22 protein-coding genes are annotated in these 22,050 nt (G+C 62.1%); 11 read left to right on the top strand and 11 right to left on the bottom strand.

Translation table 11 applies throughout. The features are described 5' to 3' along the window. The first annotated feature begins 140 nt into the window (after positions 1 to 140). Genes ACGSLL_RS09210 through ACGSLL_RS09200 form a run of 3 tightly spaced genes read left to right on the top strand, consistent with a single transcriptional unit; the run spans position 141 to position 3,168 of the window. Positions 141 to 1,490, top strand: coding sequence for a type VI secretion system Vgr family protein (locus ACGSLL_RS09210; protein ID WP_394505136.1), 1,350 nt, complete (start codon positions 141 to 143; stop codon positions 1,488 to 1,490). Beyond that, positions 1,487 to 2,275, top strand: coding sequence for a DUF4123 domain-containing protein (locus ACGSLL_RS09205; protein ID WP_394505133.1), 789 nt, complete (start codon positions 1,487 to 1,489; stop codon positions 2,273 to 2,275). Before ACGSLL_RS09210 ends, ACGSLL_RS09205 begins: the two co-directional genes overlap by 4 nt. A 17-nt stretch (positions 2,276 to 2,292) precedes the next feature. Further along, a complete protein-coding gene (locus tag ACGSLL_RS09200) occupies positions 2,293 to 3,168 on the top strand; it encodes an alpha/beta hydrolase (protein ID WP_394505131.1) in 876 nt (291 codons plus the stop codon). Here ACGSLL_RS09200 and ACGSLL_RS09195 read toward each other — a convergent pair. Further along, the gene (locus ACGSLL_RS09195) at positions 3,162 to 4,511 is read right to left on the bottom strand and encodes an MATE family efflux transporter (RefSeq protein WP_394505129.1); all 1,350 of its coding nucleotides are present in this window, start codon (positions 4,509 to 4,511) and stop codon (positions 3,162 to 3,164) included. The two genes, ACGSLL_RS09200 and ACGSLL_RS09195, sit on opposite strands and share 7 nt — an antisense overlap. 155 nt (positions 4,512 to 4,666) lie before the next feature. Here ACGSLL_RS09195 and ACGSLL_RS09190 point away from each other — a divergent pair, with 155 nt between their 5' ends. Then, positions 4,667 to 5,155, top strand: a complete 489-nt coding sequence (locus ACGSLL_RS09190; protein ID WP_394505127.1) for a serine protease — start codon at positions 4,667 to 4,669, stop codon at positions 5,153 to 5,155. A gap of 68 nt (positions 5,156 to 5,223) precedes the next feature. Here the strand turns inward: ACGSLL_RS09190 and ACGSLL_RS09185 are convergent, their stop codons facing one another. Further along, the gene (locus ACGSLL_RS09185) at positions 5,224 to 5,517 is read right to left on the bottom strand and encodes a hypothetical protein (protein ID WP_093105111.1); all 294 of its coding nucleotides are present in this window, start codon (positions 5,515 to 5,517) and stop codon (positions 5,224 to 5,226) included. A gap of 241 nt (positions 5,518 to 5,758) precedes the next feature. Here ACGSLL_RS09185 and ACGSLL_RS09180 point away from each other — a divergent pair, with 241 nt between their 5' ends. The 5 genes from ACGSLL_RS09180 (at position 5,759) to ACGSLL_RS09160 (ending at position 10,275) form a co-directional block, all read left to right on the top strand. After that, the gene (locus ACGSLL_RS09180; protein ID WP_394505124.1) at positions 5,759 to 6,061 is read left to right on the top strand and encodes a MazG-like family protein; all 303 of its coding nucleotides are present in this window, start codon (positions 5,759 to 5,761) and stop codon (positions 6,059 to 6,061) included. Beyond that, complete coding sequence (locus tag ACGSLL_RS09175; protein WP_394505122.1) at positions 6,061 to 6,810, top strand: methyltransferase; 750 nt, start codon at positions 6,061 to 6,063, stop codon at positions 6,808 to 6,810. Before ACGSLL_RS09180 ends, ACGSLL_RS09175 begins: the two co-directional genes overlap by 1 nt. Before the next feature lie 12 nt (positions 6,811 to 6,822). After that, the gene (locus ACGSLL_RS09170; protein WP_394505120.1) at positions 6,823 to 7,434 is read left to right on the top strand and encodes a DUF4136 domain-containing protein; all 612 of its coding nucleotides are present in this window, start codon (positions 6,823 to 6,825) and stop codon (positions 7,432 to 7,434) included. Between the two features lie 53 nt (positions 7,435 to 7,487). After that, entirely contained in the window at positions 7,488 to 8,045 is a 558-nt protein-coding gene (locus tag ACGSLL_RS09165) for a DUF4136 domain-containing protein (RefSeq protein ID WP_394505118.1), read from the top strand. Between the two features lie 232 nt (positions 8,046 to 8,277). Next, positions 8,278 to 10,275, top strand: a complete 1,998-nt coding sequence (locus ACGSLL_RS09160; protein ID WP_394505116.1) for a pilus assembly protein TadG-related protein — start codon at positions 8,278 to 8,280, stop codon at positions 10,273 to 10,275. Here ACGSLL_RS09160 and ACGSLL_RS09155 read toward each other — a convergent pair. After that, positions 10,272 to 13,025, bottom strand: a complete 2,754-nt coding sequence (locus ACGSLL_RS09155) for a PAS domain-containing sensor histidine kinase (protein ID WP_394505114.1) — start codon at positions 13,023 to 13,025, stop codon at positions 10,272 to 10,274. The two genes, ACGSLL_RS09160 and ACGSLL_RS09155, sit on opposite strands and share 4 nt — an antisense overlap. Then, a complete protein-coding gene (locus ACGSLL_RS09150; protein ID WP_394505112.1) occupies positions 13,022 to 13,465 on the bottom strand; it encodes a TadE/TadG family type IV pilus assembly protein in 444 nt (147 codons plus the stop codon). Before ACGSLL_RS09150 ends, ACGSLL_RS09155 begins: the two co-directional genes overlap by 4 nt. A 75-nt stretch (positions 13,466 to 13,540) precedes the next feature. Between ACGSLL_RS09150 and ACGSLL_RS09145 the strand changes: the two genes are divergently transcribed. Both ACGSLL_RS09145 and ACGSLL_RS09140 read left to right on the top strand, forming a co-directional pair. Beyond that, on the top strand, positions 13,541 to 14,011 hold the full coding sequence (locus ACGSLL_RS09145; protein ID WP_394505110.1) for a prepilin peptidase: 471 nt from the start codon (positions 13,541 to 13,543) through the stop codon (positions 14,009 to 14,011). 127 nt (positions 14,012 to 14,138) lie between these two features. Beyond that, positions 14,139 to 14,927 carry a response regulator gene (locus tag ACGSLL_RS09140; RefSeq protein WP_394505107.1) on the top strand — a complete coding sequence of 263 codons (789 nt, stop codon included), beginning with the start codon at positions 14,139 to 14,141 and terminating at the stop codon, positions 14,925 to 14,927. Between the two features lie 635 nt (positions 14,928 to 15,562). Here ACGSLL_RS09140 and ACGSLL_RS09135 read toward each other — a convergent pair. The 7 genes from ACGSLL_RS09135 to ACGSLL_RS09105 are packed head-to-tail and all read right to left on the bottom strand — an operon-like array spanning position 15,563 to position 22,050. Next, positions 15,563 to 15,835: a DUF3613 domain-containing protein gene (locus ACGSLL_RS09135; protein ID WP_394505105.1), complete on the bottom strand. Its 273-nt coding sequence runs from the start codon at positions 15,833 to 15,835 to the stop codon at positions 15,563 to 15,565. Positions 15,836 to 15,845: 10 nt separating this feature from the next. Then, complete coding sequence (locus tag ACGSLL_RS09130; protein WP_394505103.1) at positions 15,846 to 16,568, bottom strand: tetratricopeptide repeat protein; 723 nt, start codon at positions 16,566 to 16,568, stop codon at positions 15,846 to 15,848. Positions 16,569 to 16,591: 23 nt separating this feature from the next. Beyond that, complete coding sequence (locus tag ACGSLL_RS09125; protein ID WP_394505101.1) at positions 16,592 to 17,476, bottom strand: type II secretion system F family protein; 885 nt, start codon at positions 17,474 to 17,476, stop codon at positions 16,592 to 16,594. A gap of 1 nt (position 17,477) precedes the next feature. Then, the gene (locus ACGSLL_RS09120) at positions 17,478 to 18,362 is read right to left on the bottom strand and encodes a type II secretion system F family protein (RefSeq protein WP_394505099.1); all 885 of its coding nucleotides are present in this window, start codon (positions 18,360 to 18,362) and stop codon (positions 17,478 to 17,480) included. Between the two features lie 18 nt (positions 18,363 to 18,380). Then, complete coding sequence (locus ACGSLL_RS09115; RefSeq protein WP_394505097.1) at positions 18,381 to 19,649, bottom strand: CpaF family protein; 1,269 nt, start codon at positions 19,647 to 19,649, stop codon at positions 18,381 to 18,383. After that, on the bottom strand, positions 19,646 to 20,836 hold the full coding sequence (locus tag ACGSLL_RS09110) for an AAA family ATPase (RefSeq protein WP_394505095.1): 1,191 nt from the start codon (positions 20,834 to 20,836) through the stop codon (positions 19,646 to 19,648). Before ACGSLL_RS09110 ends, ACGSLL_RS09115 begins: the two co-directional genes overlap by 4 nt. After that, positions 20,833 to 22,050, bottom strand: coding sequence for a type II and III secretion system protein family protein (locus ACGSLL_RS09105; protein ID WP_394505093.1), 1,218 nt, complete (start codon positions 22,048 to 22,050; stop codon positions 20,833 to 20,835). Before ACGSLL_RS09105 ends, ACGSLL_RS09110 begins: the two co-directional genes overlap by 4 nt.

The following is a 22,050-nucleotide window of genomic DNA, read 5'->3' as shown; positions in this document are numbered from 1 at the left end:
GAAATGTTTGCCGATCCAGGCCAGCAAAGTCATCCGGTCTGCTTTTCGCGTAGGTCATTTCCTAAGTTGTACTTCAGCTCTCTACTCGGCCATGGCTCTCGGCGAGAATCCCCGGCCGCCCCTCCTGTAGAGATCCGCCCATGTTCGATCCAGTCAACGAGTCGTCGTTTCGTCTCGATGTAGCGGGCCTGTCCGACCCTTTCGAAGTCCTGGCCTTTACCGGTAGCGAAGCCCTCAGCGAAACCTTTGCCTTCGAGATCGATGTATTGATCGACGATCCGCACCTGGACCTCGCCGGCCTGCTGCACCGTTCGGCTTTCCTCTGTTTCGGGCCGTCAGGGGAGGGCGTGCACGGGCAACTGCAAAGCCTTGTCCAGCATGAGCATGGCCCCGGCTTGCGCTTGAGCCGGGTCCGGCTGGGGCCGAAACTTGCCTGTCTGGCGCTGCGCCTGAGTCAGCGCATCTTCAGTGGCCGTTCAGTGCCGCAAATCCTCGAACAAGTGCTCAGAGAACACGGCATCGTCGGCAACCAGCGCCGCTTCGAACTGCGTGGCGACTACCCGGCGCGCATGTTCTGCACGCAATACCGCGAGTCGGATCTGCAACTGCTGCAGCGGTTGTGTGCGCAGGCGCAAATCCACTATTACTTCGAACACGAGCGCGACCGGCATTGTCTGGTGTTCACCGACGATCCGGCGCACATGCCACTGGCCGGTGCGGCGAGCTACCAGTGCAAAGACGACGAGCATCCGCATTCACCGGCGCTGCGCCAATGGCACTTGCACAAGACATTGCAGCCCGGCTCGTCAGGCCTGCAAGCCGTGCCGCACGCCGAAGGTTGCAGTGACCTGGCAACGTTGCGCTGCGGACACTGGCTGCGTCTGGCCGGTCACCCCTTTGCCGAATGCAATCGCCAATGGTTGCTGACGCGCATCGAACATCGCGCCGATCCGTCGCTCGACGTGCCCTACACCAATCGTGTGTTCGGCGCGGTGCAGTTGTTGAATCCAGCGCCCAGCGCGACCTCGCGCCTGCGCATGCACAGCCTGCAACGCGCCTGGGTGGTGACGGTCGATGAGCCGCAGCCCGATCATCAGCGACCGGTGGCCGTGCAATTCGACTGGCTCTATCAAGGCGAGGGCGCTGCGCCCAGTTATTGTTGGCTGCCACTGGCGCCCTCCCTGGCGCAGTCGTCCATGGCGGCGCTCGACGATGGCGTCGAAGTGGTGGTGAGCTTCTTCGAGGGCGACCCGGATCAGCCGATGATCAGCGGGGTGCTGCAACCCTCGTTCGCCGCTGTGGAGCATGACGATGATCCGCCGCCATTGCCCGACAGTCTGGAAAGTCATGGGCTGCAGCAATTGCTGATGAGCGCTGAGCCACTGCTGTTGCTGTGCCTGATGCCCGGCGGCGGCAGTTTCAGTCATTGTGCGCAGGCAGTGTGCAGTTGTCGGCTGGTCACCGCGCTTGAACAGAGCGGCGCAACATGACTGGCGCCGAGCCACAGGCGCAGTGGCTGTTGCTCGATAGCCTGGATGCACCGCAGGCCTTGCCGCTGTTGCGCCAGGCGTTCAGCGACGTACGCCGGTTCAGCCTGTTCGACGGCACCGAGTTCGAACCGGTCAGTGCGCATGGGCCGCTGCTGATCGATCTGAGCGAATGCCCGGCCCTGACCGCGCTGTGTCACCACGACCCGAATACCTGGCGCGGGCTGTTGCTCGTCAGCGAGGCTCCGGTACAACAACTGCTCAGCCATCTTCAGCGCATGCTGACGGTGTCGTTCGGCTTGAGCCATCGCGCCTTGCTCAGCTATTACAACCGGCAGACCGCGAGCTATTTTTTCGACGCCTGCGACGCCGCCGAGCTGAGCCGTTGGCTTGGGCCGATCCGGCAGTTGCGCTGGTTCGGTGGCACATGGGCCGACCGGGCGATCGGTAGCCAGGGCTGGCAACAGCTGCGCAATCCGGGGCTGGCGGTCGAGCCGCTGAACATCGAAGAAAGCCTGACCCGACGTCAGCGCGAGCGCCTGCAAACCTGCTTGCTCGAACAGCACATCTGGCGCTGGTGCCAGTCGCTGGGAACCGAATACGCCACGATGGCCTCCCATGTCCAGCAAGGCCTGGCGCTGGGATTCAGCGACCGCAGCGTGCTGGATGGCTGGTTGTGGCTACGCTTGTTGCATCCGCGGGCGGCGCTGGTGCCACCGCCGGTGGGGCTGACCCAGCAAGAACGGCTTGACCATGTGCGGCGCCAGTGGCGCGGCGATCAGTCATGAGACGAGGTTCGGCGCAGATGGCAGGTTTATTCCGGCAAGGGTTCGGCGCGATGCTCGGCAGCCTGTGGCTGCTGGCGCTGTGCGCGTGTTCGCCAGTGCAAGTGCTCAATGCACTGACGCCGGACAGCACTTACAGCAAAACCGCGGACATCGCTTATGGTGACGATCCGCGGCAGAAGCTCGATGTGTATGTGCCGCACACGTCGTTGCCGGATGCGCCGGTGGTGGTGTTTTTCTACGGTGGCAGCTGGAACAGCGGCTCGCGGCGCGACTACGGCTTTGTCGGCGAAGCGCTGGCGTCCAGAGGAATAGTTACGGTGGTGGCCGATTACCGCTTGTATCCACAGGTGCGTTATCCGTCGTTTCTGCAAGACGGTGCACGTGCCGTAGCTTGGACCCGCACGCATATCGGTGAATTTTCCGGCAACCCGCAAAACCTCTATCTGATGGGCCATAGCTCTGGCGCCTACAACGCGGCGATGCTCGCGCTGGACGGCGAATGGCTGGCGGCGGTGGGCCTGTCGCCCGAGGACTTGCGCGGCTGGATCGGACTGGCCGGGCCGTATGATTTTCTGCCGATCGAGAACCCGGCGGTGCGCCCGGTGTTCTTCTGGCCGGACTCACCGCCCCGGTCGCAGCCGATCAACCATGTCAGCCACGGTGCGCCGCCTTCACTGCTGATTGCGGCCAGTGAAGATGACCTCGTCAACCCGACGCGTAACACCGCCGGTCTCGCCGACAAGCTGCGCGCCGCCGGCGTTCCGGTGCAGGATCTGTATTACGCACGACCCAGCCACATCACGTTGGTCGCGAGCCTGTCACGGCCGTTGCGGCGCCTGGCGCCGGTGCTCGATCAGGTGGTCGGCTTCATCCGGCACACGCCGACTCAGTGAGCGCTACCGTTGAACCAGCCATCGTTGCGCTTGAGCCACCAGCCCTGCGCGCCGAGGGTGAGGCTGCGCAGCACCATGAACAGCAGAAAAGACAGCCACAGCCCGTGATTGCCCAGACCCTGCAACGCCCAGGCGAACGGCACGAGCAACACCACGGTGATCAACATGCCGTTGCGCATCTCGCGCGCACGGGTCGCACCAATGAACAAGCCGTCGAGCAGATAGCTCCACACCGCAATCAACGGCAGCGTGGCGAGGTACGGCAGGTAGATGAACGCGGTCTCGCGCACGCTCTGGATGTCGGTCTGCATCTCGATGAACAGGTGCCCGCCAAGCAGAAACAGCACGGCAAAACCAAGGCTGGCGATCAACGACCAGCCCCCGGCGACCACCAGCGAACGCCGCAGGGCGAGCCGGTCGCGGGCGCCGATGGCGTGTCCGCACAAGGCTTCGACGGCATGGGCGAGGCCGTCGAGCGCATGCGCGGTCAGCAGCAAGCCGTTGAGCAGCAGCGCATTGGCCGCTACGGTCGCATCGCCCAGTCGCGCGCCTTGCACAGTGATCATGAAAAACACCGACTGCAGCGCCAGACTGCGAATGAAAATGTCGCGGTTGACCGCCAGCAGCGGGCGCCAGCTCTGCCATAGCGTCAACGCCGCCCACATGATGTGCCCCGGATACGCGCGCAGCGCCTTGCGCGTCAGCAACAGGCCGAGCAGGGCGCCGCTCCATTCGGCGATCACCGAAGCCCGCGCCGAACCGACCACGCCCCAGTCCAGGCCCATGACGAACCACAGGTTGAGGACGATGTTGATCAAATTGGTGCTCAGCAGAATCGCCAGCGGCGCCCGCGCATTCTGGGTACCGAGGAACCAGCCGACCAGCGCATAACTGGCGAGCGCCGCGGGCAGGCCGAACAGCCGTGTATGGAAGAACCCGCGAGTGAGCTGATCCAGCTCCGCCGAGGGTTGCATGAAGTGCAGCGCGACCCCGCTCAGCGGCACCCCTAACGCGCCAAGCAGCAGCGCCAGCCCCATCGCCAGCAGCAAGCCCTGCAGCAGGATCTGCCGCAACGCCGCACCATCGCTGCGCCCGGCAGCCTGCGCAGCAAACCCGGTGGTGCCCATGCGCAGAAAGCCCATGGCCCAAGCCAGAAACGTGTAAAGGCTCGCGCCCACCGCCACCGCGCCCAATTGATGGGCGTGCGGCAAATGGCCGATGACGGTGCTGTCGACCAGCGCCACCAGCGGCACGGAAATATTGGACAGGATCATCGGCGCAGCGAGCGCCCAGACCTTGCGGTGGGTCACGCGGTCGCGCCAGTCGGCAATCAGAGTGGACATGCAGGCTCCTTCGGGGAGCCGGCATTGTAACGACTCGTTGCGGATCTGCCGCAGCGGCCCTGCGAATATCTATATACCGCACCGCCTTCTCAGCCGTCGGGTTCAATGGCCTTACAGAGTGATAACCACTCATAACCAGGCTGTAAGGAAACGAAATGCAAAACGAGCCAGACATCATTCACCAACCCGTAACACTCGAAGCTTTGCAAGGCGCTGGGTACAACGAGCGTCCGGAAGATAGCCGGGCAATGGCCCCTTGCCGGAAACACGTTTTCTGGCTGCCGAAACGCGACAATGAGCAAGCGCTTGTCGTGCGCATTCAGGCCAGGATTACCGTTATGCAGGGGTGCAGTTTTGCTACGGACTGCGGAATGGGGGGCAATGTATTCATCGAGGAACTAGTGGCATCTGCGGCGGGCTATTTTCAGATCGATATGCCTTTTGACCTGAAGACACAGCGACTCCCGTATCCGCACCAGATCGAAGTACGAGGCCAATGCGACCCTGTAGCCAAGAGCTACGACCTGATATTGCGTAATAGCCAGATCGCCTACTCCAGCAAACTTGCAATAGTTATCCATGCCCACGAGGACATCGATATTCATTACACGGTAGAAGCCAGGCCCGCAGAAACCGCTGACTGAGTCGCGAGAGCGCTGGTCATTCGGGATAATCGCGGTCAGCCCCCTGATGTCGAGGGGGCTTTACCCGATCAGTGAATTATCCAGCTGAGCAACCACAACCCCAGCAACAGCCAGATGATCCCGGCAATGATCGACGCGTTCATGAACGCGCGAATGGCCGACCACAACAGCATCAAACCGACGATCAAGGCAATGATGCTGATGATCGAGGTATCCATCCCCAGCGTGCGGGAGAGCCCCTCGACGAAGTTGCCTCCGGCGTTGCTCAGCAGGTTGAACAGGCCGCTGAGCCCATCGACGATAAAGCGGATTACCGAACCGAGCACCTGCCCGAGCCATTCGAAAAAGCTTTCTACCTGCATGTGTGCGTCCTGATGAAAGAGCTGAGCCTTGGGCCACAACGGTGGTGGCCGAGTTCCCTGCATCATAGAAGGTTTACTCGATCCCGGTGGAAGCGAGCCTGCTCGCGAAGGCGTCTTGTCAGTAAAACGAGTTTCGCATGACATATCGTCATCGCGAGCACGCTCGCTCCCACAAAGGCTCAACTTGTGCCTTGCCTTCCCCGAGGTTCCCCCCGAAGCTATACGCCTTCAGGAGAGCCCGATGAACCTTGTTGAACTGACCGAACGCCTGCACGCCATTCGCGACCGCAATGACTGGCGGCAATTTCACAGCCCGAAGAACCTGGCGATGGCCGCCAGCGTCGAGATGTCCGAGCTGGTGGAAATTTTCCAGTGGCTGACCGAAGACCAGTCACGCCAGTTGCCCGCTGACACGCTTGCGCATGCCGGGCAGGAGATCGGCGATATCGTCCTGTATCTGTTGTTGCTGTGCAGCGAGCTGGGGTTGGACATGAACGAAGTGGTGCGCGCCAAGCTCGCCGACAGCGAACGGCGGTTCAGCTGATGGGCGACCGGCATTTCGATCAGTTGGCGACGCGTTTCGCCGAGAAAATCTATGGCGGTGCCAAAGGCGCGATTCGTCTCGCGGTGTTGCAGGCCGATCTGGCCGAAGCGCTGCCGGAGCGTCCGTTACGTGTGCTCGACATTGGTGGCGGGCTTGGGCATATGTCGTTGTGGCTGGCCGAGCGTGGGCACGACGTGACGTTTACCGAACCGGCCGAGCCGATGCTCGCAGGCGCCCGCCAGCGTTTCGCTGACGCCGGGCAGAGCGCCACGTTCATTCAGGCGCCGTGGCAAGCGCTGCCAGGCCAGCTCAGCGAGCCGTATGATCTGGTGATCTGCCACGCCGTGCTCGAATGGCTGGCCGAACCCCACGCAATCTTGCCGGTGCTGCATCAACTGACTCGGCCCGGCGGCTGGTTGTCGCTGGCGTTCTACAACCGCGACGCGCTGATTTACCGCAACCTGCTCAAAGGCCATTTCAAGAAGATGCGCAATAACGTCATGGCTGGCGAAAAGCAGAGCCTGACTCCGCAGCAGCCGCTCGATCCGCGGGAATTGGCAACGCAACTCGATGGACTGTGGCAGGTCGAAAGTCAAAGTGGCGTGCGGGTTTTTCACGATTACATGCCGGTGGAATTTCAGGCCCGCGCCGACCTTGCGGATTTGCTCGAGATGGAACTCGCTCACCGCCGTCACCCAAGCTTCGCCGGGCTTGGGCGTTACCTGCACTGGATCTGCCGGCCGATCTGATCGGAGCGCGTGATGAAAGCTCAATCCGGATTATTACTGGTGTGCCTGGGGTTGGCCGCCTGTCAGGGCAGCAACCCTTACGTGGCACAATCGCGGCCGCTGCCGCCGGCACCGCCACAAGCCGCCACCACCTTCGACCGCAGCGCCTATCCGGCCGCGCCGCGTGATTACGCGCGCTACCGCAGTTGGGCCTGGCGCAACGGCCAGTTGCCGCCGGGCACGGTGTGGGCGGACTCGGCGCAAGTCGCCGAAGCGGTCAGCAATGCTCTGGATCAGCGAGGTCTGCGCCCGTTGCGTGACAACCGCCCGGCGGATGTACTGGTCAGCGCCAGCCTGCGCATGGAAACCCGCTTGCGTCAGGTCCGCGACGACTACGGTTATTACGGTGGGTACGGCGGCTACGATCGCTACGGACGTGGCTACGGCATGTACAACAGCGTGCCGATCGTGCGCACGTATCAAGAGCAGGTCGTGGTGGTCCAGGTCGATCTGTTCGACGCCGGCAATGGTCAGCCGGTGTGGAGTGCCAGCGCCGAAACCGCTGCCACCGGCAATCAGATCGAGCGCAGCGATGCGATCCGCGAGGCTGTGGAAAAGGCCTTGGCGGCGTATCCTCCAGGTTGACTTCGCAGCATTCGCAATTCCTGCAGGTTCATGTCTTCAACTGGAGAAATATCATGTTCCGCCGTCTCGCTTTACTGGCCATGGCCGCCCTGCTCAGTGCTTGCGCGGCTAACCAGGTCAATCACGATTTTGATGCCAGCCGCGATTTTTCCGCCTATCGCAACTGGAGCTGGAAAGACCCCGCCCTGCAATATCGCCCTGACGATCCGCGGATCAAGAGCGACCTTACCGAGCAACGCATCCGCCAGGCGGTGGCCGATCAACTCGATCAGCGCGGTTTGCGCCCGGCGCCTGCGGGCGCCAAGGCTGATTTGAATGTACAGACCTACCTGATCGTCGAGGATCGCCAGCAACAAGTGACGACCAACTATGGCGGCGGTTGGGGTGGACCGTGGAACGGCTATTGGGGCGCGCCGATGTACAACGAAACGCGCAACATCACCTACAAGGTCGCGACCATCCAGGTCGATCTGCTCGACGGCAAGGACGGCAAACTGGTCTGGCGCGGCAGCGACGAGCAGATGCTCGCCAGCCGGCCGAACCCGGAAGACCGCAGCAGTGCGATTCGCGAAACGGTGACGCGGATTCTGAGCAACTATCCGCCGCGTTGACCTGCTGTAAAAAGGGAGCCATCGAGCTCCCTTTTACCTTCACACCCACTCCCTGTGGGAGCGAGCCTGCTGGCGAATGCGGTGTGTCATTCAGCACTGATATGTCTGACACGGCCCCTTCGCGAGCAGGCTCGCTCCCACAGGTTTGTTTGTCTGTTTGCGAGGATGCACAGCCCCCAGCCCCGTCTACACTCACCAGCACCCACAGGAGGTCACGGCAAAGGAGTGCGCCATGTCGCCTCGTTCGCGATTCAACGGTCCGGCCCGGCAACGCGGGGCGATCGGGTTGATGGCGGCGGCCACGCTCAGTCTGGTGGTGGTCATGCTGTTGCTGGTGGTCGACAGCGGTCGCTTGTACATGGAGCAACGCAAGTTGCAGCGCGTGGTCGACAACGCCGCGCTCGAAGCGGTCAGCCGTGGCGGCACTTGCCTGCCGGGCCTGAGCGCCGCCAATTACGCCCGGCAGAGCGCGCTGCGCAATGGCTACCTCGTCGACGCCAGCAACACCCTTGTCACCACCTGCGGCACCCTGCTCACGACGGCGGGCGGGCTGCGCACCTTCAGCGTGGATGCCACCCAAGCGGTCGCGGTGAAAGTCGCCGCCAGTCGCACCGTCACCAGCAGTGTTGCCGGCGGCGTACAGGCATTGTTCAGTGCCAACCCGGTCAGCCTCAACACCACGCTGAATGCCTCGGCAGTGGCTGCCAAGCCGCAGCCGACGGTGGCCCAGTTGAATATCCGCAGTAACCTGGCGACGATCGACACGGCGCAATCGAACATCCTCAATCCACTGTTTTCCGGCCTGCTGGGCGGTAACGTCAACCTCACGGCGCTCGGTTGGGAGGGTTTGCTCAACACCGATATCAATCTGCTGAAATACCTCGATCAATTGGCGATCAACCTCAACGTCACCGCTGGTAATTACACGCAATTACTCAATACCCAAACCAGCGTCACGCAGCTGATTCAGGCGGCGGCGACGGTGGTGCAGGCCAGCGGCGCGACCGCCCAGGTGGCCACTGCATTAGGTCAGTTGCAGGTAGCGGCGATCAACGCGGCACCGGTCAAACTCGGCGACATCCTCCAATTGCAGACCGGCACCACGGCGGCGGGGCTGGACGCCAATCTGCAATTGCTGCAGCTGGTACAAGGCGTGGTGCAACTGGCCAACAGCAAGAGCGCGGTGGCGGCGACGTTGCCGGTCAGCGTGTTGGGGGTGGCGAACGTCACGGTGCGGGTCAAGGTAATCGAGCCGCCGCAGTTTTCGGCGATTGGCGATCCGGCGCGGGCCAAGGTCGACCCGCTGGGGGCGGACCGGATTTATGTGCGGACAGCGCAGGTGCGCACGTTGCTTTCGGTCAATTTGCCGGTGCTGTCCGGGGTGACTGGACTGCCCAATGCGGTGCTTGGGCTCGTTGGCGGATTGACCCCGACACTCAACGCGCTACTGAGTCTGAATCTGGTCGGCACGCTCAATTCAGCGCTGTGTTTGCTGGGCGCCGGTTGTGAGCAACTTGATCCACTATTGCTGCCATCGCCAAGGATCGACATCAACCTCGACGCCGGCGGCGCGAAAAGCTACGTGACCGATTACAGCTGCCCGACCGGCACCAGCGGTACCAAGAGCCTGACCGCGCGTACCGTCACTTCGCTGGCCGACCTCAAGCTCGGCAAGATCGACCCGATCAGCGCTTTTGCTTCCGCCGCCCAGCCGACCGTCGCGCCCTTGCCATTGATCGATCTGGGCATCGTCACCTGCCACAAGATCCTCTTGCTCGGCACTTGTAATCCGACCACCCACGTTCCGTTCGGCGCCGGTGGCATCGGCATCAAACTCGACACCAGCGTCGCGCAGAATTCCCAAGACCTGGTGTTTTCCAGTACCACGCCGTTCGCCGCGCCGGCCAACCTGAAACTGCCGCCGAGCGTGCTTCCCGCTGTGCCGACCAGCAACATCGTCGGCAGCCTGTCGAATACGCTGGCGGGGATCAATCTGATTGTCTACCAACCCGTGGGCAGCAATCCGCTGGGGTCGATCGTCACCGGCGTCGCTTCGTTGATCACTGATGTCACCAACCGTTTGCTGCCGGTCGTGACCAGCACCATCAGCCCCTTGCTCGATCCCTTGCTCAACAACCTGCTCAAAGGCCTGGGCATCAACCTGATGGACGTCAAGGTCGGCGCCAACATGACCTGCGGCCAGACCGGCAAGGCCTATCTGGTGATTTAGGCGTCGCTGGCAATCGGCAATTCGATGCAGAACCGCGCGCCCTCCGCCGAGTTGCGCACGCTCAAGCGGCCGCCCATGTTGTCGATGATGCCGTAGCTCACCGACAGCCCCAGCCCGGTGCCGACACCGATCGGTTTGGTGGTAAAAAACGGCTCGAAAATACGCTCGAGCAAACGCGCATCGATGCCGCCACCGTTGTCCTCGACCCACAGCCGCACATGCTGCTCATCGCGTTCGACGTACATTGATATCCATGGGTTGAACGCTGATTCCTTCTCGCGCTTGCTCAGCAGTGCATCGCGCGCATTAACCATCAGGTTGATCAGCACTTGCTCCAGTTGATCGACGTAGCCGCGCACCTGAACTTCGAACGTGGTCTCGCTGATACGCAGGTCCACGCCTTTGCCGCGCATGCCTTCGGCCAGCAGCGACAGCGTGCCTTCGATGGCGTAAGCGGGGTTGAACAGTTGTTGCTCGATTTCCGAACGACGGCCGAAGACACGCATGTGATCGACCACTTTCGCCGCGCGCTGCACTTGCGCGTCGATGCGCTTGAGCTTGTCGGTCAGGTAGTCGATCTGCACGTCACCGTTGCCCAGTCGTTTGAGCACGTTAACGATGGCCATGCGCATCACGTTCAGCGGCTGATTGATTTCATGGGCCAGACCGGTGGCCATTTCGCCGAGGGTGGCCATTTTTGCGCTTTGCGTGAGTTGCTGCTGCGAGCGGCGTAGCTCGGTGTTGTCGCGGCCCACCGCTTGCACCTCGATCAAGTCCCCCTGTTCGTCGAACACGCCGCGATCGGACCACACCCACCAGGCATGTTCACGGCCGGGCAGTTGCAGGCTGATTTCCGCGGTGCTCAGCGGTTGCTCCGGGGTCAGCGCGGCGAGCCGTTGAATGAACGCGCCGCGCTGCTCGTCAGACATCCAGCTGCCCAGATCAACCCCCGGCAATGCCTGCGGCGCGCACTCCAGATACGTCGCCAACGGGCGGTTGCCGAAGGTCAGAATCAAGTCAGGTCGATAGCGGCAGATCATTGCCGGCGAGTCCTCAACCAGAATCCGATAACGCTCTTCACTGTTTTTCACCCGCTCGGCGGCCAGCGTCGCCTCGGTGACGTCCAGCCACAATCCCACCGCTTCGACCGGCAGGCCAAGGTCATCGCGCAGCAATCTGGCCTCATCAAGCAGCCAGTGATAACTGCCCTGGCGATCACGCAGGCGATAACGCCCACGCACCGAACCTTCGCGCAGCAGCTGACGCGTACGTTCGAAATACAGGTCGCGATCGTCAGGGTGGATCATTTCAACCAGCGCACCAGCGCCGCAATCGGTCAGGCTCCAGCCGAGCAGCGGTTGCAGGCTGGCACTGAAAAACGTCGGGATCAGCGCGCCTTCGCGGTATTGCTGAACGTAAATCACCGCAGGCGAACTGGCGATCAGGTTGTCCAGCCGCGCATGCGCAGCCGCGGCGCGTTGCTGCTGGTTCTGGATGTCGCTGATATCGAGCATGAACCCGACCAGCCGCCGGTTCGCGCCGCTGCCGCTGACCTGGCCTTGCACCCGGTACCACGTTGCGGGCTGCGCAGGCTCGCTGCCGGCCAGGCGCACCGACAACGTCAGGGCTTCGCCGTGTTGCTGCAAGGCGTGCAATCGGCTGCGCAACTCGTCACGGTCGGCGGGATGGATATGCGCCAGCCACTCTTCAAGGACTGGTTCGCCAGTGTCCATCTGCAGCGCGGCGGCCAGCGTGGGGGCCAGTTGCACGCGCTGGCGCTCGGCGTAAATTTCCCACCAACCGCTGCCCAACAAGCTTTGCAGCGCTTCGATGCGTTCCAGTTGCTGCTGATGCTGATGTTCGCGCAGACGACCCAGCAAGGGCCCGGCGAGTGCGCCGAACAGCGCCGTCCAGTCGCGCTCGCTCAGGTACGGCGCGGCGGTGTCGACAGGGTAAAAAGCGCAGAGCAGCCAGGCGACCACACCACGCTCATCGTTGTATGGCACCGCGAATCCTTCGGCATTGCCGAACAGCGCTTGCACCCGCGAGTGCTCATCGAAACCCGGCTGCCCACCGATCCGCTGCGGCGCCGCGCCGCTCAGGCTATCCAGTGGCGTGCCGAGACGCTGGTCGTCCTCCCAGAGGTTCGGCGCATCGTGAGCGCGATACCGTCGATAGACCTGCCAGCCCTGTTCCTCATCATCGAGCAAGGCCAGCGCTACACAAGGGATGTGCCAACGTTGCGCGATCATTTGCAATTGTTCACCGACAATGTCCGGCAAGCGCGTCTGGCTACACGCCCGCACCTGTTCGCCGATCCGCGCGGCGATCGATTGGCAATCGTCGCGCTGACGCGCTTGCTGGCGTTCATGCAACAAGTCGCCTATATCGATCAATTGCAGTAGCCAGCCTTCGCCCAGCGGTTGCACCCAGCCGCGCATGTGCAAGGTCTGCTCGCCAAGGCCAGAAAAATCCAGATCGAGCAACAGGCCTTGCCACTCCCTTGGCCGGCCTTCGATTGCCAGCGTGCTGTGGGCTTGCACGTAGGTGCTCAGCGGCAAGGGCTTGTCGTGGGGTTTGTGCTGCGCGAGCAGATGCCGCAGCGGCCCGGCTATTTGCACCACACCGCCGTCGTCGTTGAGGTACAGATGCAAACCACTGGTGGGCGAGCCGAGCCGGTCGGGCAAGTCGTGGACGGCGATCGTCGTGCGTTTGAGCAAGCGCCCGAAGAGCTTGTCGCCCGAGGTCAAAATTGCAGGCTCGAGGTGGCGGTCAGATGACTGGGCAGACTGGGGACCGGGCCGATACCCGGCAGCACCAGAACCGGCATGACCTGATTCAACTTGCTGACCGGATAATCCACTCGCACGGTCAGCAGGCCTGTCGCGCTGTATTGGCTGCTGGTATCAACGCCGACCACCAGGTTGAAGACCGGCGGAATCCAGGACAATTGCTGAGTCAGCGTCGCGTTCGCGGTGTTGAGCACGACCGTTGGATAGTTGGGCGTGTTCGGGTCGACCGCAACACTGCGGCGTACCGCTTCGGCCGTGGCCTGATTGAATGATTGCATCATCACCAGCGGCAGGCTGTAGCTGACCAGGCCATAAAACACCGCGAAGAAGATGATGAACACCAGGGCGAACTCGATCGCCACCGCACCTGTTTGCGACTTCCGGAAGGCGTATTTCATGAGTGCGTCTACCCTGACTGTCACTGCGTAGTATCAGCATAGAATCATTCAGCAAAAACGGACGGCTTTTAGCGGATGCACAGTTTTATCCTTTTGCTTTGGCTGGTGCTGTGCGCTGCGCAAGATGCGCGTCAACGGCGCATTGCCAACGTGCTCACGTTGGGGGCCGCTGCGCTGGCGCTGGTTTATCTATTGCTGACCGGCACCACTTGGCTGGGCGCGGAAGCAGGGCAGGGCGTTTGGGCGGTTCTGATTGCCTTGGCGCTGACATTGCCGGGATTTTTCATCGGGCGCATGGGCGCCGCCGATGTGAAATTAATGACAGCTCTGGGCCTTGCGACAAACGGTCTGTTTATTCTTGGCGCGTTTATCGGTGCTGGCATCGCCAGCGTGGTCTGGCTTCTGCTGGCGCCAAGACTCTGGCTCCATATGAGTCAAGGGCTTAGAGAACGCTTGCGATATCTGGCACCAGACAAGTCAAAAAAGCTGCCATTTGCACCGTTCGTGCTGGTCGGTGCCATGTCTGTTTTACCGTGGATTCATTGATCGCCAAGCGCCACTAGTCCTATGTACATAGTCGGAAAGTAGGTCTACTTTCAAATGGAACCGGTGAGACAGCTGAACGCTGGCAGTACAGGAATGGTCAGCTTTGGCCCAGGCAATGGAGTGGCATGTGAACAAGCTTACGTCTGCGGTGAAAATCCTTGTGGTCGACGATCAGCCATTGGTGGTCGAGGAACTGTGCGAATTTCTGGAAAGCAGCGGTTACCGCTGTGTGCCGTGCCAATCCAGTCTGCAGGCGATCGAGCGTTTCAGTGAGGACGCCGAGATCGGCCTGGTGCTGAGCGATCTGCACATGCCGGATATGGATGGCATTGAGTTGATTCAGGAGTTGCAGCGGCTGGCCGGCAAGCATCGGGTGTTCGAGGCGATCATGCTCACCGGGCGCGCGGACAAGCAGGATGTGATCAAGGCGTTGCGTGCCGGGATTGCCGATTACTACCAGAAACCGATCAATCTGGATGAGTTGCTTGAGGGCGTGCAGCGTCAGGAAGTGGCGCTGCAGGAGCGTCAGAAAAATCTGCATCTGGGGCACCTGAATCAGAAATTGCAGTTCCTGTCGGAGTCGATCGACGATCTTTATCAGGATCTGGACAAAGTGCGGCGCAGTCCGGTGCCGGTGGCTCGCGATATGTTGGGCGGGGAGTCTGAGGGGGTCGAGGTGCAGGAGGCGCCGGCGCTTTTCAGTCAGTTGTCGCCACGTCAGCTGGATGTGGCGCGATTGGTGGGCAAGGGGCAGACCAATTATCAGATTGCCTGTGAGTTGGGGATTACCGAGAACACGGTGAAGCTGTATGTGTCGCAGGTGTTGCGGTTGACGCATATGCATAATCGCACGCAGTTGGCGTTGGCTTTGGCGCCCAGTGGGTCGGCTTTGCGGCAGCGGGTTACGGCGCATTGATCCTTGGCGGCCTCTGGGCCGACCAGGTTCTTGTTGTTTTGGGGGCATATTCGTTTTATTTGTTGTGGCTGCTGGCGGTTTCGCCCTTACGGCGAGTCCCTTTTTCAGACGCCAAAAAGGAACCAAAAGGCTTTGCTCCTACGTACGGCCCTCGCAAGCTCGGGTCCCTTCGCTGCGGGATCGATCCGGGCGCAGCGGCTACGGTTTGCTTCGCTGCACCTACTTCCGCTGTGTCTGGCTGCGCCAGACGGTCGCTACGCTCCCACGCCCGGATCAATCCCTCCACTCAGCCTTCCGATGTCGCCGGTTAGGCAAGATCAAGAGCACGCGAGCTAACGCTCATTGTTGAGTGGTGAAAAGCGGTTGTTCGACTTGAAATTTGTGGTGGATTTGCCCCTCACCCCAGCCCTCTCCCCCTGGAGAGGGAGCCGATCTGCGTTGGCTTTGAAATTTGTGTACGACTCGGTATTTCAAATCGGCGTAGCTCTCGCATCCCCCACGGTCAGTCCCCTCTCCCTCCGGGAGAGGGCTAGGGTGAGGGTTGGCTTTCGGCTGTGCCATGCTTGACTGAACACACCCAATTCAAATGTGGGAGCGAGCCTGCTCGCGAAAACGTCCGCAAGCTCACCACTTCACTAATTCTTGGTCTCAACCTTCCCGCCCGCATCCGGATCATAAAAATCCGGTATTTCGTATTTGTACTTTTTCAACCAGCGCTGCATGGCCAGGTCGCGTTCGGTGGCGGTAGCCGTTTGCGGTTTTGGCGAGGCGACTTTGTTGCGGCTTTGCAGGAGCAGCCAGCCTTCGGTTTCCTGTTGTTGCGCCGAGGCGGGGCCGGCGTCGATGGCTACGGCGCTGAGGGGCAGGGTGAGCAGGGTCAGGTAGCACAGGCCTTTGAGGGGGTGCATGGCTGTCTCCTTATTTGAGCGACGGCGGCAGTGGGTCGGCCACGGCGGCGACCTGGTTGCCGGTGGTGGGTCTGGCTTTGGCCGGCGCTTTGAGTTGTTCGGCGCGTTGTTGGGCCTGGGTGAATTGTTCCGGGGTCAGTTTGGCGCGGCTGACGATCTCGGCGGCTTGCGGCCAGTCGTTCTGGTACAGCAGCAGGGTGACCATGTTCAGTGTCGCCAATTCGTTGTTCTGCTTGAGTTCGATGGCGGTGAGAAATTCGAATCGGGCGTCGTTGAGGCGCAACTGGTTGAGGTAGACCACGCCGAGGTCGTTGCGGATTTTCTCGTCGGTGGGTGCGAGCCGGGCGGCGCGTTGCAGGTGGGCCTGGGCCTGGCCGTAATCGCCTCGCGCGGCGTAGAGCTGGCCTAAGCCATGTTCGGCCTGGGCGGTCAGGCAGCCGCCGAGCAGGCTGCGATATAACGGTTCCGCCTCGCTGCGGCCGAGCAGGCGGTAGACCTTGGCCTTGCGCAGGCGCACTTCGCTGAGGTTGTCCGGCAGGCTTTGCAGGTTGGCCAGGCTGGCGTGCAGTTTGCCGTCGTTGGCCAGGTCATCCGCCAGATTCAGCGCCAGTTCCTGCTCCTGGGTCATCTTGCTGCAACTGCTCGGTGACAGCAGTGCCGTCCACGGCGCCTGGCCGTCGGTGGCGCAACCGCCGAGCAGGAGCAGACTTGCCATGACTATCAGTACTTTCATCAAACGCTCTCCATGAGCCAGGTTCAGTTTGCGAAGGCCCGGGCAATCGCGGTGAAGCCCGGGCCGGCGAGGACGATCAGCAAGGCCGGAAACAGAAACAGCATCATCACCACCGACATCTTTGCCGACATTTTCGAGATGTATTCCTGCAGGCGGGTCAGGCGTCGGTCATCCAGCAGTTGCTTGAGCGCCAGCAGCGATTTCATCGCGCCGCCGCCCTGGTGAATCAGTTGCTCAAGGATCACGCAGGTGTCGCTGAACTCGTCGACGGCAAGCATCACCGCCGCTTTGTGCAGCTCCTGGCCGAGTTCCAGGCCGCTGTCGACACGCGCCAGAATCAGGCGCAGTTCACCGGTCAGTTCCGGCAGCAGTTTTTGCGCTTCGCTGCTGAGCACGCGCAATGCCTGCTCCACCGCCATGCCGGATTCGAAGAGGATGCGCAGCAGCGGAATGAAGGTGGATATCTCAACGGCAATGGTGCGCTGGCGTCGCGCCGCGGCGTAGGCGAGCACGCGTTTGGGCAGCAGATAGCCGCCACCGGCAGCGAGCATCGGCACGATCCAGCGATTGCCGGCCTGGGGGAAGAACACTTGCTGCAGAAAGATCGCCAGGCCCAGGGTCAGCAACGGCGTGCCGATCTGGCAGGCGGCGTACAACGAGCGCTCGCTGGCGCGGCGCCAGCCGAGGCGGTTGAGCAGGGTCTGGGTTTCGCTGTCGATGCTCACCGAGCGCTGGCCGAAGCGGCTGCTGCCGACTGCGCGCAACCAGCTTCCGAAGCGGTTCTCGCGCAAGGTTTGACCCTGCAGGCGCTGGTTGATCTGCCGCACCCGGCGCCGCTCGACCAGCAGGTGATTGATCACCAGCAACAGCGCGCCGAGCAGCAGCATGAGCGCTGCGAGCCAGATCATCTCAGACGCTCCGCAACATGCGCCACAGCGCCAGACTACCGACCACTTGCAGCACGGCGGCGCTGATCAGCATCTGCCGCCCGCCCGCGTCGTTCCACATGCCCAGCATGTAGCCGGGATTGGTCAGCATGAAATAACTCACCAACAGCAGCGGCAATGCGCCGAGCACCCAGGCGGTCATGCGTGTTTCGCCGGTGAGCGCGCGCAGTTGCCGCGCGCCCTGATCACGTTCGCGGATCAGTTTGATCAGGTTCTCCAGCAGCTCGCTGGCGTTGCCGCCGTAGCGGTGATTGACCTTGAGGCCAAGCGCGAACATGCGCAGTTCGTCTTGCTCATACAGCTCGGCAAAATCGCTGACGGCGTCGGGCAGGTTCACGCCCAATTGCACGTTGCGCTGCACCCGGCCCATGGCCTCTTTCAGCGGATCTTCGCTGGCGTCGATGCTGCCCATCACCGCGTCGCTCAGGGTGCGTCCGGATTTCAGGCTGCGCACGGTGTGATCGAGCAGTTGCGGCAGTTGTTCGATCATGCGCTTGATCCGCCGCTGGTACAGAAAGGCGATGTACAGCCGCAGCGTCAGAGGCGGCGCGACGATCATCAGCAGCACGCCGATCCAGTCGGCGAGCATGTAACCCAGGCCCACGGCCACCGCCCACAGACTCAGCCACAGGCCGAACCGTTCGGTCGGGCGGCCCAGCCCGGCGCGCAGGAACATCCGCTCCAGCCCGACCCAGACGGGTTTCTCCGCAGCCAGTTGCGGTTGCCCGGCGGCCAGCCGGTTGAGGACTTTCTCCGTGGCGGTCTTGCGCAGGCCTTGCAGGAACAGGTGGATCGACAGCCCCAGCAGGGCCAGGCAGACAAGGATCAGAATCAACGGTGCCCACATGTTCGCTGCTCCTCGCCGTCAGACCGAATGCGCGTCAAAGCGCAGCTTGTCGCCGGCCGGGTTGACCGCTTCGCGCAGAAAGCCAAAACCTGTGCGGCGGTCGAGGCGGAACAGGGTGTTGGTGACGTAGACGTCTTCGCGAACGCCGACCACTTCCACCACTTCGCTGACGCAGCGGCGCCCGTCGGGCATGCGCGTCAACTGGATGATCACGTCAAGCGCGGCGCAGATCATCTGGCGCAAGGTGCGCTCAGCGATTGAGCGGCCGGTCAGACCGACCAGGGTTTCCAGCCGCAGCAACGCATCCTGAGCATTGTTGGCGTGCACGGTGCTCATCGAACCGTCATGGCCGGTGTTCATCGCGGTGAGAACATCGACTACTTCAACGCCGCGAATCTCGCCGAGAATGATCCGGTCCGGGCGCATGCGCAGAGCGTTGCGAATCAGGTCGCTGGCTTTTACTTCACCGTGGCCTTCGGCATTTGGCGGGCGGGTTTCCAGACGCACCACATGCGGGTGACCGAGCTGCAATTCGGCGACGTCCTCAATGGTCACCAGACGTTCGTGGGGATTGATCAACTGGCTGAGAATGTTCAGCAGCGTGGTCTTGCCGGTGCCGGTGCCGCCGCTGATGAGGATGTTGCAGCGCTTGCCGACCGCGTTCTGAAAAAACTCGAAGATCGCCAGGTCGATGGTCTGCATCGCCATCAGATCGCTGCTCTTGAGCATGTCCTTGCGAAATTTGCGAATCGACAGGCACGGGCCGTCGAGGGCGATCGGCGGAATGATCGCATTGACCCGGCTGCCATCGGGCAGGCGCGCATCGACCATCGGCGAGGACTCGTCGAGGCGCCGCCCGAGCGGCGCCAGAATCCGCTGCATGACCCGCTCGACGTGATGTGCATCGATAAAGCGCAGATCGCTTTGATGCAGCACACCGTCGCGTTCGATGAACACCCGGTGCGGGCCGTTGACCAGAATCTCGGTCACCGATGGGTCGCGCAGCAGCACCTCCAGCGGGCCGAAACCGGTCAGTTCGTCGACGATTTCTTCCGCCAGCCGCTCCATCTCATAGCGGGAAATCGCCAGGTGCAGACGCGCGATGTACTCGGCAACCTTGTCGGTGACGAATTGCGCGAGCTGCTGCCGCGAGCCTTCCAGAAGATTTTTCCCTGACTCCTCAAGGGCATCGATGATGTAGCGATGCAGGACCAGTTTCAGGCCTTCGTGATCGCTGTTGCCGTTGTCGGCGCGCGGGGCGGCGCCGAACAGTTTTTCTGCGCTCATGAACTGCCTCGCAAGCGGTCGAACCAGGTGACTTTGGGTTTCGCCAGCCCCTCGGAGCGTTTCGCCAGACGCTCGCCAAGGGCGCGCAGGCTCTGCGTGAGTTTTTCCCGTGGGGCCAGTTCGAACAGGCTGACGCCCTGGTTTTTCGCGTTCAGGCGCACTTCGGGGGTCAGGGCCAGGGTGGCGATCACTTCGAGGTTGAAGGTCTTGCCGAGGGTTTCCGCGCTCGGCGCGACGCTGCTCAGGTAGCGGTCAATCAACAGGCGACCGTGGTCGAGCTTCATGCCTTTTTCGCGCCACAGGTTGAGCACGGCGAGGTTGCGTCGGCAGTTGAGCACGTTCTGGTCGGTGTACCAGAGCAGCTTGTCGCAATGACTGACGAAGGTGCGCAAGGCTTCGCTGTCGCTCTGCCCGGTGAGGTTCACGACGATGTGCTGGAAGTGCTGACGCAGGGCACTGAGCAGCATGTACAGCTCGGCGGCGCTGGTGTTTTCCAGCGGCTCATCATTGCTGGCATAGGCGAGGATGCGCAGGCCGGCTTCGGTGCTGGTGAAGGCGCTGTCGATCAGGGTCGCATCGAGCCGGCGCAAGTGGCGCAAGGCATCGCCGAAATGAAACGAGCTCTCCAGCCCGAGCAACGCCAGGCTGTCGCCGCGCGGCAGACCGAGGTCGAGCAGCAAGGTCTGCTGGCCGCTCTTTTGCACTACCAGCGCCATGTGGTTGGCCACAAGTGCGCCGTCCGAGCTGCTTTGCACGCCGTACATCACCGTGAGCCCGCCCAGTTGCGTGTTCGGCGCCACTGGCGGCAGGCGTTTGCTCAAGCGCCTTACCAGCCCGGCGACTTCGCTGGAGCGTGAGCCATAGGCGACAAAATCCCGCGCACCGGCGCGCATGGCATTGAGCACCAGCTGATTGTCCATGCCGTCGCCGAGGGCAACGATTGCCAGCATCGGTTTGGCCTCCAGCGCACCCTCGATCAAGGCACTCTGCGCGACCACGTGCTCGCGATCGAGGCCGACAAACACCAGGCTGGCGAAGGTGACGTCGACCAGTGCCAGCAACTCGTCGAGGCTGCCGCCACCGGCGCTGACCACTTGGCCGAGCGGCGCCAGCGCACCTTGCAGCCACTCAAGATCAGTGCTGTTGCGGGTGATGGCGAGGAACGTCTGGCTGAGGTGCTGGCTCATTGCGATAACCCGCTGCGCTTGTCGAAGTTGCCGTTCTCAAGGAAAAACATGCGGTAGAAATTCGGGTCATAGTTGCGCAGTTTTTCACCGGGCAGCGACGGCAATTGCGCGTCCGCCGCCAGTGGCTGCACCAGATGCGGCGTGACGATCATCAATAGTTCACGTTCTTCGCGCTTGATCTGCGAGCCTTTGAAAAACGCGCCGAGCACCGGGATGTCGCCCAGGCCGGGAAACTTGTTCACCTGCGAACTGTTGGTGGTGCTGATCAAACCGCTGATCACGAAGCTTTCGCCATCGCCCAGCGACACGCTGGTGTCGGTGCGGCGGATGGTCAGTGCGGGCACCGTGGTGCCGGCGATGTTCACCGCGTTGGCGAAGTCCAGTTCGCTGACTTCCGGGGCGACCTTCAGGGCGATGCGATCGCGGCCGATGATGGTCGGCGTCAGGGTCAGGCGGATGCCGAATTCCTTGTACTCGATCGACACGCTGTCGCTGCCGGAACTGGGCACCGGAATCGGGATTTCACCGCCGGCAAGGAAGCTCGCGCTCTGGCCGTTCAGCGCCACCAGACTCGGACGGGCGAGGGTGTAGGCGAAACCACTGGTTTCCAGGGCATTGATGATCGCCATGGTCTTGCCGCCGACCCACGAAAAGTTGAACAGCGAGTTATCCACCGGCAGGCGTGGCTGTGGCACCCCGGCAATCGGCGGCAAGGTGCCGGGCGAACCGAAAAGGAAATTGCCGCGCGTACCGATCAGCGAGGCGGTGGCTTCCTTGAGTTTGGTCCGGCTGACTTCGACAAAACGGATATCGGTCTGTACCTGTGACGGCAGGCTTGGATCGTCTGAAGGCAGTGTCCCGGTCATCGCTGCAGTGGCGGCGCCCTGGACAAAGACCATGCTCTGGCGCGGCTCGCTTGAGCAGGATGTCCAGACCATCAGGCTGGTGGCGCCGGGCGCCACGCCAGTGAGCAAAAACGATGAACTGCCGTTGGCGTGCACGTCGGCGATTTTCGGATCGCCGATTGCCAGACGGGTGATCGCTACGGGCGACTGCACGTCCTGTTGAAAGCCTTCGCCGATCTCGATCACCGGCGGCAAACGGCCGAGGGTCGAGCAACTGCCGACGGCCGCTGATGCCGCACCCGTCGACAGTCCCATCACCATCAAGACACGGAGCATGTGTTTCCCTGTCGACCTGCAACGACTCTGCAT

It is taken from the genome of Pseudomonas retamae, from assembly GCF_043496865.1.
In the GTDB taxonomy this organism is placed as follows: Bacteria; Pseudomonadota; Gammaproteobacteria; order Pseudomonadales; family Pseudomonadaceae; genus Aquipseudomonas; species Aquipseudomonas retamae.
Note: the sequence above shows the minus strand (reverse complement) of the source record. Positions and strands in the feature narration are given on the sequence as shown.

Excerpts from the sequence above, each read along its gene's own strand:
- ACGSLL_RS09180 (WP_394505124.1), top strand. The coding sequence starts at position 5,759 with ATGAACCTTGTTGAACTGACCGAACGCCTGCACGCCATTCGCGACCGC.
- ACGSLL_RS09195 (WP_394505129.1), bottom strand. The coding sequence starts at position 4,511 with ATGTCCACTCTGATTGCCGACTGGCGCGACCGCGTGACCCACCGCAAG.
- ACGSLL_RS09185 (WP_093105111.1), bottom strand. The coding sequence starts at position 5,517 with ATGCAGGTAGAAAGCTTTTTCGAATGGCTCGGGCAGGTGCTCGGTTCG.
- ACGSLL_RS09200 (WP_394505131.1), top strand. The coding sequence starts at position 2,293 with ATGGCAGGTTTATTCCGGCAAGGGTTCGGCGCGATGCTCGGCAGCCTG.
- ACGSLL_RS09130 (WP_394505103.1), bottom strand. The coding sequence starts at position 16,568 with ATGAAAGTACTGATAGTCATGGCAAGTCTGCTCCTGCTCGGCGGTTGC.
- ACGSLL_RS09190 (WP_394505127.1), top strand. The coding sequence starts at position 4,667 with ATGCAAAACGAGCCAGACATCATTCACCAACCCGTAACACTCGAAGCT.
- ACGSLL_RS09145 (WP_394505110.1), top strand. The coding sequence starts at position 13,541 with ATGCACAGTTTTATCCTTTTGCTTTGGCTGGTGCTGTGCGCTGCGCAA.
- ACGSLL_RS09110 (WP_394505095.1), bottom strand. The coding sequence starts at position 20,836 with ATGAGCCAGCACCTCAGCCAGACGTTCCTCGCCATCACCCGCAACAGC.
- ACGSLL_RS09150 (WP_394505112.1), bottom strand. The coding sequence starts at position 13,465 with ATGAAATACGCCTTCCGGAAGTCGCAAACAGGTGCGGTGGCGATCGAG.
- ACGSLL_RS09165 (WP_394505118.1), top strand. The coding sequence starts at position 7,488 with ATGTTCCGCCGTCTCGCTTTACTGGCCATGGCCGCCCTGCTCAGTGCT.
- ACGSLL_RS09105 (WP_394505093.1), bottom strand. The coding sequence starts at position 22,050 with ATGCAGAGTCGTTGCAGGTCGACAGGGAAACACATGCTCCGTGTCTTG.
- ACGSLL_RS09170 (WP_394505120.1), top strand. The coding sequence starts at position 6,823 with ATGAAAGCTCAATCCGGATTATTACTGGTGTGCCTGGGGTTGGCCGCC.
- ACGSLL_RS09120 (WP_394505099.1), bottom strand. The coding sequence starts at position 18,362 with ATGTGGGCACCGTTGATTCTGATCCTTGTCTGCCTGGCCCTGCTGGGG.
- ACGSLL_RS09125 (WP_394505101.1), bottom strand. The coding sequence starts at position 17,476 with ATGATCTGGCTCGCAGCGCTCATGCTGCTGCTCGGCGCGCTGTTGCTG.
- ACGSLL_RS09115 (WP_394505097.1), bottom strand. The coding sequence starts at position 19,649 with ATGAGCGCAGAAAAACTGTTCGGCGCCGCCCCGCGCGCCGACAACGGC.
- ACGSLL_RS09175 (WP_394505122.1), top strand. The coding sequence starts at position 6,061 with ATGGGCGACCGGCATTTCGATCAGTTGGCGACGCGTTTCGCCGAGAAA.
- ACGSLL_RS09205 (WP_394505133.1), top strand. The coding sequence starts at position 1,487 with ATGACTGGCGCCGAGCCACAGGCGCAGTGGCTGTTGCTCGATAGCCTG.
- ACGSLL_RS09160 (WP_394505116.1), top strand. The coding sequence starts at position 8,278 with ATGTCGCCTCGTTCGCGATTCAACGGTCCGGCCCGGCAACGCGGGGCG.
- ACGSLL_RS09135 (WP_394505105.1), bottom strand. The coding sequence starts at position 15,835 with ATGCACCCCCTCAAAGGCCTGTGCTACCTGACCCTGCTCACCCTGCCC.
- ACGSLL_RS09210 (WP_394505136.1), top strand. The coding sequence starts at position 141 with ATGTTCGATCCAGTCAACGAGTCGTCGTTTCGTCTCGATGTAGCGGGC.